At 68.1% G+C, this 15,414-nt stretch carries 14 protein-coding genes and 1 pseudogene; 10 read left to right on the forward strand and 5 right to left on the reverse strand.

All coding sequences use genetic code 11. The features are described 5' to 3' along the window. Positions 1 to 97: 97 nt before the first annotated feature. Positions 98 to 1,585 carry a replication-associated recombination protein A gene (locus tag RCH07_RS03700; RefSeq protein ID WP_326966121.1) on the reverse strand — a complete coding sequence of 496 codons (1,488 nt, stop codon included), beginning with the start codon at positions 1,583 to 1,585 and terminating at the stop codon, positions 98 to 100. Positions 1,586 to 1,680: 95 nt separating this feature from the next. Between RCH07_RS03700 and RCH07_RS03705 the strand changes: the two genes are divergently transcribed. Next, positions 1,681 to 2,328 (forward strand): acVLRF1 family peptidyl-tRNA hydrolase, encoded by a 648-nt coding sequence (locus RCH07_RS03705; RefSeq protein ID WP_326966122.1) that lies wholly within the window; start codon positions 1,681 to 1,683, stop codon positions 2,326 to 2,328. Positions 2,329 to 2,393: 65 nt separating this feature from the next. On the opposite strand, the pseudogene RCH07_RS03710 reads toward RCH07_RS03705, so the two are convergent. Next, a pseudogene (locus RCH07_RS03710) lies at positions 2,394 to 2,879 on the reverse strand (AAA family ATPase). Between the two features lie 197 nt (positions 2,880 to 3,076). On the opposite strand from RCH07_RS03710, the gene RCH07_RS03715 reads away from it, so the two are divergent. From RCH07_RS03715 to RCH07_RS03740, 6 genes are all read left to right on the forward strand, one after another. Next, positions 3,077 to 3,991, forward strand: a complete 915-nt coding sequence (locus RCH07_RS03715) for an alpha/beta fold hydrolase (RefSeq protein WP_326966123.1) — start codon at positions 3,077 to 3,079, stop codon at positions 3,989 to 3,991. 117 nt (positions 3,992 to 4,108) lie between these two features. Beyond that, complete coding sequence (locus RCH07_RS03720) at positions 4,109 to 4,501, forward strand: hypothetical protein (protein WP_326966124.1); 393 nt, start codon at positions 4,109 to 4,111, stop codon at positions 4,499 to 4,501. An 83-nt stretch (positions 4,502 to 4,584) separates the two neighbouring features. Next, positions 4,585 to 5,349: a phosphotransferase gene (locus RCH07_RS03725; RefSeq protein ID WP_326966125.1), complete on the forward strand. Its 765-nt coding sequence runs from the start codon at positions 4,585 to 4,587 to the stop codon at positions 5,347 to 5,349. Positions 5,350 to 5,756: 407 nt separating this feature from the next. Beyond that, positions 5,757 to 6,335 carry an AAA family ATPase gene (locus tag RCH07_RS03730; protein WP_326966126.1) on the forward strand — a complete coding sequence of 193 codons (579 nt, stop codon included), beginning with the start codon at positions 5,757 to 5,759 and terminating at the stop codon, positions 6,333 to 6,335. 37 nt (positions 6,336 to 6,372) lie between these two features. Beyond that, positions 6,373 to 7,053: a class I SAM-dependent DNA methyltransferase gene (locus tag RCH07_RS03735; RefSeq protein WP_326966127.1), complete on the forward strand. Its 681-nt coding sequence runs from the start codon at positions 6,373 to 6,375 to the stop codon at positions 7,051 to 7,053. Between the two features lie 52 nt (positions 7,054 to 7,105). Then, positions 7,106 to 7,603: a hypothetical protein gene (locus tag RCH07_RS03740; RefSeq protein ID WP_326966128.1), complete on the forward strand. Its 498-nt coding sequence runs from the start codon at positions 7,106 to 7,108 to the stop codon at positions 7,601 to 7,603. A gap of 10 nt (positions 7,604 to 7,613) precedes the next feature. Here the strand turns inward: RCH07_RS03740 and RCH07_RS03745 are convergent, their stop codons facing one another. The 3 genes from RCH07_RS03745 to hisS form a co-directional block, all read right to left on the reverse strand. Beyond that, positions 7,614 to 8,432 carry a GNAT family N-acetyltransferase gene (locus tag RCH07_RS03745; RefSeq protein ID WP_326966129.1) on the reverse strand — a complete coding sequence of 273 codons (819 nt, stop codon included), beginning with the start codon at positions 8,430 to 8,432 and terminating at the stop codon, positions 7,614 to 7,616. A gap of 70 nt (positions 8,433 to 8,502) precedes the next feature. Continuing rightward, the gene (aspS, locus tag RCH07_RS03750) at positions 8,503 to 10,305 is read right to left on the reverse strand and encodes an aspartate--tRNA ligase (RefSeq protein ID WP_326966130.1); all 1,803 of its coding nucleotides are present in this window, start codon (positions 10,303 to 10,305) and stop codon (positions 8,503 to 8,505) included. A 124-nt stretch (positions 10,306 to 10,429) separates the two neighbouring features. Then, the gene (hisS, locus tag RCH07_RS03755) at positions 10,430 to 11,785 is read right to left on the reverse strand and encodes a histidine--tRNA ligase (protein ID WP_326966131.1); all 1,356 of its coding nucleotides are present in this window, start codon (positions 11,783 to 11,785) and stop codon (positions 10,430 to 10,432) included. A 259-nt stretch (positions 11,786 to 12,044) separates the two neighbouring features. Between hisS and RCH07_RS03760 the strand changes: the two genes are divergently transcribed. The 3 genes from RCH07_RS03760 to RCH07_RS03770 all read left to right on the forward strand — a co-directional run bounded on the left by RCH07_RS03760 (position 12,045) and on the right by RCH07_RS03770 (position 15,408). Next, positions 12,045 to 12,857: a peptidylprolyl isomerase gene (locus tag RCH07_RS03760; protein WP_326966132.1), complete on the forward strand. Its 813-nt coding sequence runs from the start codon at positions 12,045 to 12,047 to the stop codon at positions 12,855 to 12,857. Positions 12,858 to 12,918: 61 nt separating this feature from the next. After that, the gene (locus tag RCH07_RS03765; RefSeq protein ID WP_442784766.1) at positions 12,919 to 14,592 is read left to right on the forward strand and encodes a DUF349 domain-containing protein; all 1,674 of its coding nucleotides are present in this window, start codon (positions 12,919 to 12,921) and stop codon (positions 14,590 to 14,592) included. 96 nt (positions 14,593 to 14,688) lie between these two features. Next, positions 14,689 to 15,408 (forward strand): hypothetical protein, encoded by a 720-nt coding sequence (locus tag RCH07_RS03770; protein ID WP_326966133.1) that lies wholly within the window; start codon positions 14,689 to 14,691, stop codon positions 15,406 to 15,408. Positions 15,409 to 15,414 lie beyond the last annotated feature (6 nt).

Here is a 15,414-nt window from a genome sequence, read left to right on the forward strand (position 1 = left end):
CAGCCCACCGGAATAAACTCAGAACAGCGTGAACTGCTGAGAACCGGTGGATTGTGCGTCCGTGCCTTGCCAGACAACGAACAAGCCTACCAGAAGCTCACTTGCCCCGGATGATCCTGCGCAGCCGCTCCAGCCGCGTGGAGATGTCCCGCTCGGCTCCGTTGGCTGTCGGCTCGTAATAGTTGCGGCCTACCAGGTCATCCGGCGGGTACTGCTGCGTGGCCACCGAGTGCGGGGCGTCGTGGGCGTATTTGTAGCCCTGACCGTGGCCGAGCTGCTTGGACCCCGGGTAGTGGGCGTCGCGCAGGTGCGCGGGGATACCGTTGCCGCGCCCGGCCCGGACGTCGGCGATCGCCTGGTTGATGCCCAGGTATGCCGCGTTGGACTTCGGCGCGGTGGCGAGATGGACTACGGCCTCGGCCAGGATGATGCGGCCTTCCGGCATGCCGATCAGCTGCACGGCCTGCGCAGCGGCGACGGCTGTCTGCAGCGCCGTGGGATCGGCCATCCCCACGTCCTCGGCCGCGGAGATGACGATGCGCCGGGCCACAAACTTCGGGTCCTCCCCCGCCTCGAGCATCCGGGCCAGGTAGTGCAGGGCAGCGTCGACGTCGGACCCGCGGATGGACTTGATAAAAGCACTGGCGACGTCGTAGTGCTGGTCACCGGCCCGGTCGTAGCGGACCGAGGCGACGTCGAGTGCCCGCTCGGTGTGCTTCAGTTCGATCCTCACCGGTGCTGGCTCTGACATGCCGGCCCCGGCCGCACCGGCGATGCCGTCGGCGTCGTCGGAGTCGCCCGCATCGCCCGCATCACCGAACGCGACGCCGGCGGCCGCCTCGAGCGCGGTCAGCGCCCTGCGGGCGTCCCCGCCGGAGAGCCGGACCAGGTGCGCCAGGGCCTCGGCGTCGAGTTCCACCTGGCCGCCGAGCCCGCGGACGTCCGACGCGGCCCGCAGGAGCAGGCCCTCGACGTCGCCGTCGGTGAGGGGTTTGAGGGTCAGCAGCAGGGACCGTGAGAGCAGCGGGGAGACCACGGAGAAGGACGGGTTTTCGGTGGTCGCCGCCACCAGCACCACCCAGCGGTTCTCCACACCGGGCAGCAGGGCGTCCTGCTGGGCCTTGTTGAAGCGGTGGATCTCATCGAGGAACAGCACGGTGGTGGTCTTGAAGAGATCCCTGGCCGTCAGGGCTTCCTCCATAACGCGGCGGACGTCCTTGACGCCGGCGGTGATGGCGGAAAGCTCCACGAACTTCCGGCCCGGGCCCTTGGCGATGACGTGCGCGAGCGTGGTCTTGCCGGTGCCGGGCGGTCCCCAGAGGATCAGCGAGCTGGGGCCCGCGGGGCCCGTGGCGTCCGTCCCGGCGGCGAGCTGCCGCAGCGGCGACCCATGACCCAGCAGGTGCTGCTGGCCCACCACATCATCGAGTGTGCGCGGCCGCATCCGGACGGCAAGCGGGCTGCGCGGCGACGCCCGATGGCCGGCGGGCCGGCCCGCGGCTGAGGCGCCGGCGCCTGCGCCGCTGGCGTCGTCGTCGTCGTTTCCGCCGGCGATATCCTGCCCTGCGCCAAAGAGATCATCCACATAGATAGGCTACTTCTAGTTCCTTCCCGCCCGGACACCCTTTGACCCCGACACCTTCACTCTCACCCTCACCCTCACAACGGAGACCCACACCCATGGCAAGCCCCGAGACCCGTGTGGCGTTCGTCTCCGGCACCCGGCTGCCCGGCTGGCTGGAGCGCTTCGCCGCGAGCCACGGCGAGCTGGGCGAAGAAGAGCTCGACGGCGGCCTGCAGCTGCTCGCCGCCGACGGGGCCGTGGCCCTGCTCCAGGCGCCGTGGCCCGTGGACGGCCGTCCCGGCCGCGGCGGCGACGCCATAGCCCGGCTGGCGTCCCTCGCGTCCCAGCAGCGGAGCATCGGCGCCGTCCTGGTCCGCCGCGGCGGGTACTCGGTGGCCGTGGTCAGCGGCGGCGCGGTGCTCGCCTCCAAGACCGGAACGCGCCATGTCCAGTCCCGGACGGCGGCCGGCGGCTGGTCGCAGCAGCGCTTCGCCCGGCGTCGCGCCAACCAGGCCGACGCCCTCGTCGAGGCCGTGGCGGAGCATGCCGCCCGGATTTTCGCGGACCACCGGATCGAGTACGTCGCACCGGGCGGTGACCGGACCCTTGCCGGGGAGGTCCTCGCCGAGCCAGTGCTGAAGCAGTACGCCGCACGGCCGAGGCTGGCGTTCCTGGACGTCCCGGATCCGCGCGCGGCGGTCCTGAAGAAGGCCGCCGCGGATTTGTGCGCGGTGCGGATCGTGGTGACCGACCCGCCGGCGTAAGTACGCCGGACGCCCGGCAGCGCCGGGCCCGGGGACATGCCCGAACGAGCTATCGAATATTGCCGCTAGATGTGTCGCAGGTACCTCTCGGGCGAGTCCAGGAACGACCGCCAGTGCGTGACCAGATCCAGATCTGCCCACAGCCGGGACCGCAGGCCCCAGGGGCCAACTTCCAGAATTTGCGCGCCGGGCAGGGCTGCGAGGACGGGTGAGTGCGTTGACATAACCACCTGTGAAAGTAGCCCCGCCGGGTGGCACCAGCGTTGCGGACAAGCTGCAAGTGCTCGGCGAGTACGGATTCCGTGGATCTGGTGGTGTGCTGCGCGCCGGTCGACCCGCCTTCGGGAGACACCGTAGGCCAAGGCGATGGCCTCTACGAGCGTCGATTTTCCTGATCCTTTTTCGCCGACCAGGACAGTGGCCGGCGTCAGATCGAGCCCGCGGTCAAGGACTTGGGCGACGGGCGGCAGGACTGCCGGCCACCGTCGGCGGTCCAGCGTATGTGCGGGATCCTCAGCCAGCCGTCTGATCGGGTAGTTGGGGACGGGCATGCGCCCATTCTTGCACGCACGGCATCCGGCCTGTGGCCCCCCGGCCCTGCCACGGCTCGGGTTCCGGAACGACAGCCGCTGCCTGGTTGCACCGCCCGATGTCGTCCCGGGTTTCGGAGAGAAATCTTCCGTTCCGGTCCGGTAGTCCTGCGGCTCCGAATCATTTCCTGAGACCAAGAGCAGGAGAGCAGGCGGCCATGAGTGTTCAGCAGAATAGCGCCCCCACGGCAGCGGTAACGTTGCGGCGGCACGTCCTTCGCACGGAGCTGGGTCCCTGCACGGTGCGGGTGCAGCGGGGCGCCGGAGGCCGGAACCCGGCGTCGGGCACACCGGATGTCTATCTTCACGGCGCCGCGGGATCCTGGACATCGTTCGGCCCGTTGCTTTCCGGGACGCCGGCCCATGCCCGGGTGCTGATTGATCTGCCGGGCTGGGGTGAATCCACGGAGGGCGCCCGGCCGGAACACTTCAGTATCGAGGAGATGGCACGCGCAGTCATTGGGGTACTGAACTCGCTTGGCTACCGCCGCTGGAACCTGGTGGGCCACTCCATGGGCGGTTTCCTGGCACTGCACATTGCCGCGGCGTGGCCGGAGCAGACCGTCAGCGTCGCCGCCATATCGGCCACCACATTCGGAATGTCCGAGGTTGCGCGGAGGCCGCTGCGCAACCTGTCCAGGCTCCCGGCGTTTGCCGGCATGCTGCTGCTTATGCGGTCCATGGCGGCCCTCGGCCCGGCGGGGTCCGCACTGGTCCGTTCAGTCGGCGCAACACCGGTGATGGGAGCGCTGATGTCCCCATTCTTCGCAGACCCCGCAGTCATTCCCGCGGGCGTGATCCGCGGGCTCGGCGATGACGCCCGGCCGGCCAGCTTCTGCGCTGCTGCCCGGGCCGCGGCGCACTACGATTTTCGCCAGTGGCGCGGCATCCGCTGTCCGGTGCTGGCGACCCGCGGGGACAGGGATGTGTTCACGCCTCCGTCTGACCTGGTCCGGTTGGCAGAGATCGTGCCGCACGCCCGGCTGGTATCCATCCCGCATTGCGGCCACTTCGCCAACATCGAGCGGCCCGCGCACGTGCAATCGCTGCTGGATGACCTGTGGTCCGGGTGAGGTGTCCGCCGGCGCCGGAAAACGTGGCGCCGGAAATCCCGAGGCAGAGGCCGGCGTCTGCGGCCCGGCGCTGCGGCCGGCTTTCGCACGAGGTCTCCCCGTGGAACGCTTGGCGTCGTGGAACAATGCGAGCAGCCCAAGCACGTCCGTTATCAGGCAGTATCCCCCAACCGTCGTGGCCTCTTCCCCGGCATCTTCGCCCTCGCGAATGGTCTGGCGAACAGCGGCCGGCTAGGCCCACCGGATTGGACCGCGTGGCGGCGTGCCAACGATCGGGCTGATGCCGCGTACCTGGACCCGATGACCGTTGATGCATCGGTTTACGATCGTGCGATCAACCCCACTGCGCAATCGTGGTTCAAGAACACGGCAACGAATTTGCCCGCCGACCTGCACTTCTACGAAGACCTCCTGCGGCGCTACGGGGTCGAGTACCGGATGCTGCGCTCTGATGATCCGGGGATCGTTCTGTATGAAGACGACGTCCAGATAGTCGTGGCGCCCTGGTAGCACGCGCGGGCGTGGTGCGCCGCGCGCCTGACCCCCTGTCGGTGCTTGTGCGTCGGGCCACCGGGCAGGGATAGATTGGACGGATGGATGACGAAGAGACCCTTGCCGGCGGCAATTCGACCCTCGTGACCAGGTTGGGCCAGACAGTGCGGCGGAGTTCCGGGCCGTGGACGCCCGCCGTGCATACGTTCCTCGATACCCTCCGGGCCGCGGGTATCACCGAAGTGCCGGAAGTTCTCGGTATGGACGCTCACGGCCGTGAAGTCCTCACGTTCATACCCGGTGACGCCGCGCACTATCCGCTGCCGGACTGGGTGTGGGAACCGTCCATCCTGCACGACGCCGGGGCCTTGCTGCGACGTATCCACGACGCCGGCGTAGGACTTGCCCTGGCAGATCTGGAGTGGCAAATACCCACCCATCAACCGCCGGAGGTCGTATGCCACAACGACACCGCGCCGTACAACATGGTGTTCCGGGACGGGCGGCTGGCGGCGCTCATCGACGTCGATACAGCCTCACCGGGCCCAAGGATCTGGGACTTCGCCTACCTGGCATATCGTCTGGTGCCGTTGGGAGAAAATGGCGGCGCTACTGCCCCCGGCGTGAGTGATCGAGTTGCCCGCCTTGATGCCCTGATCACGGCCTACGGCCTCCCCTTTGACCACCGGGACGTCTTCAAGACCCTGGCGGTCAGGCTGGACGAACTTGCTGACTTCACGGACTATCGCGCTGCCGCTACCGGACGGACGGATTTCCTCGACCACTCCGCCATGTACCGCCGCGATCGCGACAAAGTATCAGCGCAGGCAGTCTGGAATCCGGACGGGTGCATCGAAGCTTCATAGTTGACGCGACCAGGGGCAACCCGTCACCGGAAAAGGCTCCGGCGCTTCTGGCCAGGGTCGCGCTGGGCAGGGGGGCCAGCCTCTTCCGCGACGGCAACCCCTTACTCCCGGGTGCCGACGTTCCTGCCCCGTTACTGGTCCCCGGAGCCCGTTTCAGCCCCAGGGAACCGCGGAGTTCCGCGGGTGCCGGCCGGCGCGCGTGGAACTAACTGGGCAGGAGCGTCATACATGAGCCACGGAGCCCGGTGCCCCCCGCATACCGGTCATCTCTGGCGAACCGCTGGCCCAAACAGGGGCCGCCCCGCCCGTTCGCGTCGGTTCGCGCCTGTGGCATGGTCCGCGGCTCGCAGGAGCTGACGCACGGACCGTGGACCAGCGACCAGGACTCTTCTGTCTAAGCTCTACACATGCTTTCCCATAAAGACCCGCTTCCACATCCCCCGAAGCGCGTGCTCGTGGCAGGGGTATCGGGAGTGGGAAAGACAATGCTCGCCGGACGAATCGCCGCCATAGCAGGAGGTTCGCACACAGAAATCGATGCGATCTTCCATGGACCGGGCTGGACGCCCCGACCGGAGTTTCTCGCTGACGTGCGCTCACTCGTCAAGGCCGACTCGTGGACCACCGAATGGCAGTATGACGCCGCGCGACCGCTGCTCGCGGAGAGCGCAGACTTGTTGGTCTGGCTCGACCTTCCCTTTGTACGCGTCACTTTTCCCCGCCTCCTCCGACGAACCATCCGACGGCGGTGGAGACGCGAAGAGCTGTGGAACGGCAACCGCGAAGCACCGCTTTGGACAGTCTTCACCGATCGTGATCACATCCTGCGCTGGGCCATTCGGATCAGGCGAAAGTACACCGCCGCAGTACCCCGCCTCATCCATGACTACCCGCACCTCATCGTTGTCCGGCTGGTTTCGCAGCAGGACGCGGAGAAGTGGCTGGCCGGGCCGCTGCTCGGCTCGGTCAACGCGTGCCGATCCTGACAACTACGGCGCCGGAGCAGCCCGGTAGCCTTTCCAGATGAGTGCTGATGATCGTCTTGCCACTGTCCGGTCAGGGTACGACACGGTCGCCGAGAGCTACGCGAGGTTGCTGCCTGATGCGGGCTTCGAGGCGCCGGCGGACCGGGGCATGATTGAAGCGTTCGCCGCGTACGTGAACGCGGGAAATATCCGGTCAGCGGTCGATGCCGGCTGCGGTTCGGGCCGCATGACCTGGTTGCTGTCGTCCCTGGGACTCGACATTTCAGGGATTGACTTGTCCGCAGGAATGATTGCCGTGGCCCGGCGCACCTATCCTGAGCTCAGCTTTGAGGTCGCCGAACTGTCGGATCTTCCCTACGCGGACAGGCAGCTGGGTGGCGTGTTCGCCTGGTACTCGATCATCCATTCACGCCCCAAGGACCTGCCCCGGATATTCGCTGAGTTCTTCCGTGTCCTGGCACCCGGGGGCTATGCAATGCTCGGCTTCCAGGTCGGCGAGGGACGTCGCCACCTCTCGCGCGCCTATGGGCACGACGTGTCGATGGAAGCACACCTCTTCACGCCAGAGGTCATCACCGATTACCTGACAGTCGCCGGTTTCGACGTGATCGCTCAAATGACACGCCGGCCCGGTGCCCTCGAGAAGGCGCCCCAGGCAGTACTTCTCGCTCACCGGCCAGCCATGGCGACAGCCCTGGAGGCAGCCATGGAGGCATAGTCCCGCCGGCCAGTTCCGGGGACCCGGGTGACGGGGCCGATAGGGTGGGGCCATGCCGAAAACAGCGGGACAAAAACTCGGATCGTTGCTGGTCCCGCTCTTCCTGCTGGCCATCCTTGCCGGCGCGGTGACCGGCGCGGGTGCGGGCGCTGTCCTGAGCGTGATCTCGGCGGTCCAGTCGGCTGTGCGGCCGGAGCTCAGGATGGGACCCGGAGGGTTCGGGATCTTCCCGTTCCTGGCCGGCCTGCCGGTCGGTGCCATGATGTCTTTGGCCCCCGCAGCAGGGTCCGCTGTGGCCTTGTTCGTGCAGGCCTGGAACGCGCCATTCCCGTCCGTCAAGGAGCAAACCCGGGCGGCAGCCTGGGGTGCCTGCTCGGCGTCGGTCCTGCTGACAGCCGGGGCCTTGCTCTGGAGGGGCGCTGACCCGGTGGCCATCCTTGCAGCGGGCACGGCATATGCTCTTGTCTCGTTCCTGCTGGCGTTTGCCATCACCGCCCGGCTCCTTCGGCACCTGGAATCCCGGGAAGCGGCAGACACCGGGGCAAACTGACGGCGCCTTTTCAGCAGCCGGTCAGGTGCCGCTTCGGCCGTTCCTGCCGGTAAAGGTAGCGGCCGGCTTCGCGGAATCCGGCGCGTGCGTACAGCCCGCGGGCGCCCGGATTGGACGCCGTCACCAGCAGCCAGTAGCCACTCAAACCGCGCAGGGATCCTTCGAGCAGCAGGGACTGCAGGAGACGGGACGCGTGGCCCTGCCGCCGGGCATCCGGCCGGGTCGCCAGGCAATAGAGCCCGCCCGTGCCGCCGGGAGGAACTGCCAGACGTCCGACGGCGGCAGCGTCGCCGTCGTCGTCCCGCACGAGCGCGTACAGCGAGGGGCAGCCCACCAGAATTTCCCGGGCGACGGCCATCGCCGCCTCATCGCCGCGACCATCTACGCTCCACCAGAGCCGCAGCCATTCGGCGGAGGGCGCTGTGCTGATTTCAGCGGCGGAGATTTCGACGCCGGCAGCGGGTACGGGTTCGACGCCGGCAGCGGGCTCCGACGAATCCCCGCCAGCGTCCCGGACCAGGACCAGAGTTTCGGACTGTCGGGTGAAGCCCTCCCGGTCGAGGAGTGCATTCAACGCGGCATGGCGTGGGCCATCGACGATCTGGAAGATCAGCGGCAGCCGGCGGCCCCGGTACCAGAGCCGTGCCGACCGCAGTGCGGCGAGCTGTTGGTGCGCGTCTGCACCAGGCTCGCGGGGCCACACCGAGTTGGCGCGCTGCGTCACGCCGGCGGCGGCGCGGAGCACCCAGCCGCCGGATTCCTTCCGTTCGGCGGCAGGCCAGGCTGCATCCATCAGCGCCCCAAGATCCGGTAGCAACGGATCTGCCATGTCCTGCCATCCTTCCAACAGCAGAGGCTCCCCGGGTTCCCGGGGAGCCTCTCGTGTGCAGCCTCTGGGCCTACTCGGCTCTTTTGACGTCTTCTGTCTTCGGCGCCGCCGCTTTGGCTTCGGGCTTGAAGTCGACGCCGGCTTCCTTGCGCTGCTGCGCCGTGATCGGCGCGGGAGCCTGGGTCAGCGGGTCGAAACCGCCGCCGGACTTCGGGAACGCGATGACGTCGCGGATGGACTCAACACCGGCCATCAGGGCGACCACACGGTCCCAGCCGAAGGCGATGCCGCCGTGCGGAGGCGCGCCGAACTTGAAGCCCTCCAGCAGGAAACCGAACTTAGTCTGGGCATCTTCCTTGGCCAGGCCCATCAGCTCGAAAACCCGTTCCTGGACGTCGGCCTGATGGATACGGATGGAGCCCCCGCCAATTTCGTTGCCGTTGCAGACGATGTCGTAGGCGTAGGACAGCGCCGATTCGGGATCCTTGTCGAAGCTGTCCATGAACTCGGGCTTGGGCGAGGTGAACGCGTGGTGCACGGCGGTCCACTGGCCGGCACCGACGGCGACGTCACCGGAAGCGACCGCCGCTGCAGCCGGTTCGAACATCGGGGCGTCGACAACCCACACGAAGGCCCAGTCCGCAGGGTTGATCAGGCCGGTGCGGTGGCCGATCTCCACGCGGGCGGCGCCCAGCAGGGCGCGGGCGGCGGACTTCTCGCCCGCGGCGAAGAAGATGCAGTCGCCCGGCTTGGCGCCGACGGCGCCGGCCAGTCCGGCCCGCTCAGTGTCGGTGAGGTTCTTGGCCACGGGGCCGGCCAGTTCGCCGTCGTCCTTGAAAAGGACGTACGCCAGTCCCTTGTGCCCGCGCTGCTTGGCGAACTCCTGCCAGCCATCCAGGGTGCGGCGCGGCTGGGAGGCCCCGCCCGGCATAACGACGGCGCCGACGTAGGGGGCCTTGAAGACGCCGAAGTTGGTGTCCCTGAAGAACCCGGTGAGCTCGGTGAGCTCCACGCCGAAACGCAGGTCCGGCTTGTCCGAGCCGTAGCGGGCCATCGCGTCGTGGTACGTGATGCGCTGGATGGGCGTCGGGATTTCGACGTCGATCAGCTTCCACAGTGCCTTGACGATGTTCTCGCCGAGCCGGATGATGTCATCCTGCTCGACGAAGCTGGCTTCGATGTCGAGCTGGGTGAACTCCGGCTGGCGGTCCGCGCGGAAGTCCTCATCGCGGTAGCAGCGGGCGATCTGGTAGTACTTTTCAAAACCGCCCACCTGCAGGAGCTGCTTGAACAGCTGCGGGGACTGCGGCAGCGCGTACCAGGAACCCGGCGCCAGGCGGGCGGGGACCACGAAGTCGCGGGCGCCTTCCGGCGTCGAACGCGTGAGCGTGGGGGTTTCGATCTCGACGAAACCGTCCCGGTGGAGCAGCTCGCGGGCCACGCGGTTGGCCTCGGAGCGCAGGCGCAGGTTGCGGGCGGGACCGGGGCGGCGCAGGTCCAGGTAGCGGTGCTTGAGGCGTGCTTCCTCGCCCACTTCGACGTGCTCGTCGATCTGGAACGGCAGCGGATCGGAGGTGTTGAGGATGGTGACCTTCTCGGCCATGACCTCGACCTCGCCGGTGGCCAGCGCCGGGTTCTGATTGCCCTCGGGTCGCCGGGAGACGGTGCCGGTGATCTGCAGCACGTACTCGTTGCGCAGTCCGTGGAAGATCTCTTCCTCGCGGACCACCACCTGGGCGACGCCCGATGCGTCACGGAGATCAACGAAGGCGACACCACCGTGGTCACGACGCCGGCCGACCCAGCCGGCGAGGGTTACGGTTTGTCCAATGTGCTCGGAGCGGAGGGATCCGAGGTCATGTGTGCGCAGCACAGCACGCCTTTCTGAAGAAGACAGAGGGAAAACATTACCCATGTTCAAGGGGATCGCTGCGGGAACGATCCCGTTCGAGTTTACCCGGTGGCGCCGGCCCGGCCGCCACCGGGTGGCGGCCGGTTCAGGCCGTGCGGACGCGGACGTGCAGGTCCTCCCCGGACGGCGCCCAGCTGGTTGGATCGGCGTCGACCTGCTCGCCGGAGCGGATGTCCTTGACCTGGTGATTGCCTTCCTCGTCGGTAAACCAGACGAAGGGGATGCCGCGCCGGTGGGCGAACTTGATCTGCTTGCCGAACTTCTCGGCCTTCGCGGCCACCTCGGTGGCGATGCCGCGGCTGCGCAGCGCCGCGGCGACGTCCTGCGCGCCGCCCCAGCTGTCGTCCGTGGTGAGCGCCACCAGCACCGCGGTGGGCACGGATCGTGTGGCCCTGGCGAGGTTCTGGCTGAGGATCCTCGAGACGAGCCTGGTCACTCCGATGGAGAGCCCGACGCCGGGGAACGTGCGGCTGCCCTTGCTGGCCAGCGCGTCGTAGCGCCCGCCGGAGCAGATGGAGCCGAGCTGCTCGTGGCCCACCAGGACGGTTTCCACCACGGTGCCGGTGTAATAGTCCAGGCCGCGGGCGATGCTGAGGTCCGCCACGACCTTGCCGGGGGCACGCTGGACCACGGCCGCAATGACCTGCTCCAGCTCGGCCAGGCCTTCCTCGAGCAGGTCGTTGCTGACACCCAGCGCCCGGACCTCCGCCACAAACGAGGTGTCCCCGGTCCGGATGGAGGCGAGCTCCAGCGCGGACCGGGCCTGTTCATCGGTGGCGCCAAGCTCGGACTTGAGCAGCTCGGCCACCTTGGCGGGGCCGATCTTCTCGAGCTTGTCGATGCTGCGCAGCACGCCTGCGGTGTCGGTCAGGCCGATGCCGTTATAGAAGCCCTCGGCCAGCTTGCGGTTGTTGATCCGGAGCAGGAAGTCGGGAATCGGCAGGGCGCTGAGGGCCTCGGCGATCACCAGCGCAATCTCGACGTCGTAGCGGAACGGCAGTTCGCCGTCGCCCACGACGTCGATGTCCGCCTGGGTGAACTCGCGGGCGCGGCCCTCCTGCGGACGCTCGCCGCGCCAGACCTTCTGGATCTGGTAGCGGCGGAACGGGAAGGCAAGGTAGCCGGCGTTCTCCACGACGTAGCGGGCGAACGGCACGGTGAGGTCGAAGTGCAGGGCCAGGGCGTGCGGATCGCCCGAGGCTGGTGCCGCGGCGTTGCCGCCGTCGCCCTCCTCGTCCTGGAGCCTGCGCAGCCCGTAGACCTCTTTGTCGACCTCGCCCTTGCGGAGCAGCTGGCCCAGCGTTTCCACGGCACGGGTTTCAATCGAGGAGAAGCCGTGGAGTTCAAAAATCCGGCGCAGGGTGTCCAGCACATGCAGCTCCACCAGCCGTTCCTCGGGAAGCCACTCGGGGAATCCGGACAGGGAGGCGGTGCGTGCCATGGTGGAATTCTCTCCTCAGGTAACGCCGGCCGGGGCAATTTCGCCGCAAGCTGTTCCGAAACAGGCTGTCCGAAACGGTGAGCAGATAGGCGGCAGACCGGCCAGTCGTGCATAAACTGTGTGCGGCAGTCAGTTTATGCTTTCGTCGCGTGCTTCTCTAATGCGGCCGGGCACTGCAGGATTGCCGGCAGATTTACAGCTGAACCTCCGACGGCGCCCTGCGCCCGTTCCGGTGTCGGCCCTACAACCAGGAGGATCTTTGGCGGCCAGTTCACGGAGCGCTCGCGACGCCAAGCGGCGCGTCCAGCAAATGGAAGCCAAGCGCGAGCTGCGCGGCGAGCAGGACAAGCGCCGCAAGCGCGACAACGTCCTCGCGGTTGGTGCGGGAACGGCCGCCATCGTGGCCGCCCTCGTCCTCCAGCTGACGGTTTTCTCCTCCAACCCCACGGAGGATGAATACGCGGCCACGCAGGCCGGACTGACCTCCCCGTCCGCCACGCCGTCGGCCAGTCCCCCGGCCAGCCCGGGCAACGGCGAGAACATCCCCAAGCCGGAGACCGCGGCCGGCAAGACCCTCACCGGCGAGCTCAAGCTCAGCAGCGGCGCGCTCGGCGTCGAACTGGACGGTACGAAGGCCCCGCAGGCGACAGCCGTCTTCAAGTCCCTCGCGGACCAGGGCTTTTACGCGGGCCTCAGCTGCCACCGGCTCACCACGGCCGAGTCGTTCGGGGTGCTGCAGTGCGGCTCCAAGGGCGGCGACGGCGGCAGTGACGCTGCGTACACCTGGGGCCCGCTGGAGAACACACCGGCGGACAATAGCTACCCGGCCGGAACCATCGCCGTCGCACGCACGGGGGGAAACGCCTACGGCAACGGAACCCAGTTCTTCATCGTGTACAAGGACACCGTTATTCCGGCAGACGCCGCCGGCGGGTACACGGTGGTGGGCAAGGTGACCTCCGGCCTCGACGTGGTGGGCACCATTGCCGCTGCCGGCCTCAAACCGGGCGATAACGCCACAGACGGCGCACCCGTTGAACCAGTCACGATAGACTCGTTCTCTCTGAAGTAGCCAGCCATTGCCCTCGTGGCGGCGGCCCCGGTATTTCCCTCCAAGCGAAAGACTTCTAGCGGTGACAGACAGTCAGAAATCCGACGAAACAGTGTCAGCAGCAGCTGCCCACGAGACCGAAGCCGATGCCGGGTTCCTAGAACAGGCCACAGAACAGGCGAAGGCACCGGCGGCAGACGCTCCCACAGACACAGACACAGACACCCAGGCAGAGGTTCCCGCGGCTCCGGTGGCGGAGGCCGTTCCCGAGACGGTGGCTCCCGCGGCTCCGGTGGCGGAAGCCGTTCCCGAGACGGTGGCTCCCGCCAGGCCCGCGACGGGCGCAGCACCCGGCACCGAAGAGGCTCCGCCGGCCGGGCAACCAGCACCCGCCGCTCCCGCGCGCCCCGCCCCGTCACCGGCAGCGTTCGCCGCCCGGCCCAAGGCAATGCCTGCGCCGGCCGCCGCCGCTGCCCCACCGGCGCCCGTGTCCTCGGCTGCCTCGCTCGCCGAAGCCGCCCGCTGGGGCCGCGTCGAAGGCGACGGCCATGTGTTCCTGACCGTGGACGGCACCGAATACCCCGTTGGCCAGTACCCGGATGTCAGCGATGAGGAAGCCCTCGGCTACTTCGCGCGCAAGTACGACGACGTCGTCGCGCAAATCGTCCTTCTCGAACAGCGGGTAAGCTCCAAGGCTCCCAGCACTGACATGCAGAAGACCGTCACCCACCTGCGCGAACAGCTCGCCGAGCGGAACATGGTGGGCGATCTTCGCTCCGCCGAGACCCGCCTGGACGCACTCGCCACGCAGATTGACGAGCTCGAAAAGGCTGAGAAGGCCGAACATGACGCTGTCCGCGCCGCCGAACTGGCGGCCCGCGAGGCAATCGTGGCCGAGGCCGAGGAGATCGCCGGGCACGATCCGGCGCAGATCCAGTGGAAGACCTCCAGCGCCCGGATGAATGAGCTCTTCGAAAGCTGGAAGACCGCACAGAAAAGCGGGGTCCGGCTCGGCCGCAGCAACGAGGACGCCCTCTGGAAGCGGTTCCGCGCAGCCCGCACGGTATTTGACCGGCACCGCCGCGCCTACTTCTCCCAGCTGGACAGCAACAACTCCGTGGCCAAGGCCGCCAAGGAAAAGCTGATCACCGAGGCGGAAGCCCTCTCCACCTCGACCGACTGGGGCTTCGCGGCCGGCGAGTACCGCCGCCTGATGGACCAGTGGAAGGCCTCACCCCGCGCCAGCCGCAAGGACGATGACGCGCTCTGGGCGCGCTTCCGCGCCGCGCAGGACGTCTTCTTCACCCACCGCCAGACGGCCAACGACGAGATCGACCAGGAATTCGGCGCGAACCTCGTGGTGAAAGAAGCACTGCTGGTGGAAGCCGCTGAACTGCTGCCCGTCAAGGACCTCGCAGCCGCGAAGAAGGCGCTGCAGTCCATCCGCGACCGCTGGGAAGAGGCCGGCAAGGTGCCGCGCGCCGAGATGGGCCGGACCGAGGCAGGGCTTCGTAAAGTCGAGGACGCAGTCCGTCACGCCGAGGATGAGAACTGGAAGCGGTCCAACCCGGAGACAAAGGCCCGCACCAACAGCGCGCTGACCCAGCTGGAATCGGCAATCGCCGGACTCCGGGACGACCTTGCCAAGGCCGAGACGGCAGGGGACCAGCGCAGGATCAAGGCCGCCAGGGAAGCACTCGAAGCCCGCGAGGCATGGCTGGAGCAGCTCGAGAAGTCCGCAAGCGAGCTCTCCTGACAGCCTCTCCTTCACCATCCGCAGGCTCCGATCCGGTTATCCACATGACCGGGACGGGGCCTGTTTTGTTGGCCCCGGGCGCGGCACGATGGCTAAATGGCCCTCACGCCCGGTTCCCCCGCCCCTCCCGCCACTTCTGGCGCCCATCGAGCTCCCGGCACCTTGCCACCACGCGGCACGGCTGTCCGCCCGGCCCTTACCGCTGCGCCAGATCCGCCGCCCGGCGAGCTCTACTCCCCCGGTGCGTTGTTCTCCTGGCCTGAGCTGCAGGCCATGGCGTCCGACGGCGTGCTGACGCAGCTCTACCAGCACGGCTACCTGCCGCCCGGGACCCTGCCCACCCCGCATCTCCGGGCCCGCGCCGCCGCCGTCCTGATCCGGCCGGGAATCCGCCAGCGGGTGGTGGCCGGTAGGATGACGGCGGCCTGGATTTTTGGCTGCGCTCCGGAGCCGGACCGTCTCGCCCTGCTGGTCGATGCCAGCCGGAGAATCTCCGGCCTGAGAACCACGCGCGGCTGCTCCTTCCACGAAGTGCGGCTCGGACCGTTCGACGTCGTGAGCCTGGGCGGGCTGATGGTCTCCACTCCGCTGCGGACCGCCGTGGACATCGCGCTGCATGTGGACGCCGAACGCGCCGTGCCGGCGCTGGGCGCCCTTCTGGGCCGCCCGGAGCTTGGCCTGGGACTGCGGCTGCTCACCCTCGCCGTAGACGCCACGCCGAGGATGCCGCACAAGAGGGCAGCCCTGGCAAAGATCGCGTCCGTCCGGCACGGGCTGACGGAGCACGGGCTGACGCAGGCCGGGCAGCCGCCCTAGCTGGCG

The organism is Arthrobacter sp. CG_A4 (genome assembly GCF_035985125.1).
In the GTDB taxonomy this organism is placed as follows: Bacteria; Actinomycetota; Actinomycetes; order Actinomycetales; family Micrococcaceae; genus Arthrobacter.